Annotated in this window: 1 rRNA gene; it reads left to right on the plus strand. The window is 57.1% G+C overall.

What is annotated here, in order from left to right:
* Positions 1-1,760: ribosomal RNA gene (locus tag AB0B61_RS57415) — 23S ribosomal RNA — on the plus strand; the annotation flags it as partial.
* Positions 1,761-1,764 lie beyond the last annotated feature (4 nt).

Raw genomic sequence — 1,764 nt, forward strand, 5'->3', positions numbered from 1 at the left:
CGAGTGAGAATGCAGGCATGAGTAGCGAATCGAGGGTGAGAAACCCTCGCGCCGGATGACCAAGGGTTCCTGGGGCAGGCTAATCCGCCCAGGGTAAGTCGGGACCTAAGGCGAGGCCGACAGGCGTAGTCGATGGACAACGGGTTGATATTCCCGTACCCGCTTCAATGCGCCCATATCGAACCTCGTGATGCTAAGAGTCCTTAAGTCCTCTGATGTCCTTCGGGACTAGGGGTGAGGCTGAACGCTCGATCCGATCGGGTAGTAGGTAAGCGATGGGGTGACGCAGGAAGGTAGTCCAGCCCAGGCGATGGTTGTCCTGGGGTAAGCATGTAGGGCGGAACGTAGGCAAATCCGCGTTCCTTTTGCCTGAGATGTGATGCCGAGCCGATTGTGGTGAAGTGGATGATCCTATGCTGCCGAGAAAAGCCTCTAGTGAGTGTTGTGGCGGCCCGTACCCTAAACCGACTCAGGTGGTCAGGTAGAGAATACTAAGGCGATCGGGTGAACTGCGGTTAAGGAACTCGGCAAATTGCCCCCGTAACTTCGGGAGAAGGGGGACCTCTGCTGGTGATCAGGCTAGCTCTGTGAGCTGGTGGGGGTCGCAGTGGCCAGGGGGAAGCGACTGTTTACTAAAAACACAGGTCCGTGCGAAGTCGTAAGACGATGTATACGGACTGACGCCTGCCCGGTGCCGGAACGTTAAGGGGACTGCTTAGCCGATCTTCGGGTTGGCGAAGGTGAGAACTTAAGCGCCGGTAAACGGCGGTGGTAACTATAACCATCCTAAGGTAGCGAAATTCCTTGTCGGGTAAGTTCCGACCTGCACGAATGGCGTAACGACTTCCCCGCTGTCTCAACCGCAGACCCGGCGAAATTGCACTACGAGTAAAGATGCTCGTTACGCGCAGCAGGACGGAAAGACCCCGGGACCTTCACTACAGCTTGACATTGGCGTTTGGAGCGTCTTGTGTAGGATAGGTGGGAGACTGGGAAGCTGTCACGCTAGTGATGGTGGAGTCATTGGTGAAATACCACTCTGGTCGTTTTGAACGTCTAACTCTGGTCCGTGATCCGGATCGGGGACAGTGTCTGGTGGGTAGTTTAACTGGGGCGGTTGCCTCCTAAAGGGTAACGGAGGCGCCCAAAGGTTCCCTCAGCCTGGTTGGCAATCAGGTGTTGAGTGTAAGTGCACAAGGGAGCTTGACTGTGAGACTGACGGGTCGAGCAGGAGCGAAAGCTGGGACTAGTGATCCGGCATCGGCGTGTGGAAGCGGTGTCGCTCAACGGCTAAAAGGTACCCCGGGGATAACAGGCTGATCTTCCCCAAGAGTCCATATCGACGGGATGGTTTGGCACCTCGATGTCGGCTCGTCGCATCCTGGGGCTGGAGTAGGTCCCAAGGGTTGGGCTGTTCGCCCATTAAAGCGGTACGCGAGCTGGGTTTAGAACGTCGCGAGACAGTTCGGTCCCTATCCGCTGCGCGCGCAGGAGACTTGAAAGGGGCTGTCCCTAGTACGAGAGGACCGGGACGGACGAACCTCTGGTGTGCCAGTTGTACCGCCAGGTGCACGGCTGGTTGGCTACGTTCGGAAGGGATAACCGCTGAAAGCATCTAAGCGGGAAGCTCGCCTTGAGATGAGGTCTCCCACCATGAGAGTGGGTAAGGCTCCCGGTAGACGACCGGGTTGATAGGCCGGAGGTGGAAGCACGGTAACGTGTGGAGCTGACCGGTACTAATAGGCCGAGGACTTGACCACAAAG

The sequence above is a fragment of the Nonomuraea sp. NPDC049158 genome (assembly GCF_040648335.1).
Taxonomy (GTDB): Bacteria; Actinomycetota; Actinomycetes; order Streptosporangiales; family Streptosporangiaceae; genus Nonomuraea.